Origin of the sequence: Lysinibacillus sp. NPDC093197, from assembly GCF_044754025.1 — a bacterium.
Lineage (GTDB): Bacteria > Bacillota > Bacilli > Bacillales_A > Planococcaceae > Lysinibacillus.
On sequence record NZ_JBIVOH010000020.1, the window covers coordinates 1 to 1052 of the forward strand.

At 38.1% G+C, this 1052-nt stretch carries 1 pseudogene; it reads right to left on the minus strand.

The window, feature by feature from the left end:
- Window positions 1–37: 37 nt before the first annotated feature.
- Window positions 38–1052 (minus strand): annotated as a pseudogene (locus tag ACIP9G_RS22680) (IS3 family transposase); the annotation flags it as partial.

Below are 1052 nucleotides of genomic sequence, written 5' to 3' on the forward strand. Positions count from 1 at the left end.
TGAAGTGACCCCTAAAAGTTAGACACGGTTTTTTCATTTAGGCAGCTTGGGTAAACTGAGTTCGGTATTGTACCGGACTCAGTTTTAATTTTGCCTTAATTCGTTTCGTGTTGTAATACGTTATATAGTTTTCTAGTTCCAATTTAAAATGCTCAACACTTTCAAACTCCTTTAAATAAAGGAATTCCGATTTCAAAATCCCAAAGAAATTCTCCATCACCGAGTTGTCATAACAGTTGCCTTTACGTGACATACTTTGCACAATGCCTTTTGATGCAAGTGCGTGACGGTATTGCTTCATTTGATAATGCCAGCCTTGATCGGAATGCATTAGTAATTGGCGTTCCTCTGGTAACTTCTTTAATGCTTTCTCCAACATTTCTGAGACAAGTGAATACGTTGGTCGATGACCAATTGTGTAAGTGATAATTTCTCCGTTAAATAAGTCTAAAATAGGGGATAAATAGAATTTTTCACCAAACAATTTAAACTCTGAAATATCTGTTACCCACTTTTCATTAGGGGCTTCAGCTGTAAAATTGCGATCTAAAATATTCGGTACGATTTTACCGACTGTCCCTTTATATGATTTATACTTTTTCATTCTGACTACGCACTTTAAACGAAGTATTTTCATGATACGTTGTACCTTCTTATGATTCACTCTTCGTCCACGATTAGCGAGTTCATCACGAATGCGACGGTATCCGTAACGGCCTTCATGTTCGTTATAGATGGATTGAATTTCGGCCTTTAATTCGGTATCTGGATCGGTACGATTCAGTTTCTTCACTATGTCATAATACGTACTCCGTGGAATCTGTGCGAATGCGACAAGTGCCTTCACCGAGTATTTATGCCTTAATTCATAGATGACCTTTACTTTGTCTTCTTTGGTGATGTTTCTTTGGATTGAACTAAGGCGTTCAACTTTTTTAAATACTCGTTTTCCATGCGTAGACGGTCGATTTCTGCTTGAAGTGCTTCAGGTGAGCCTTCTACCGGTGCTTGTTTTGGTTGTTTATTAGAGTCTTTCTTCATGGATGGACGCC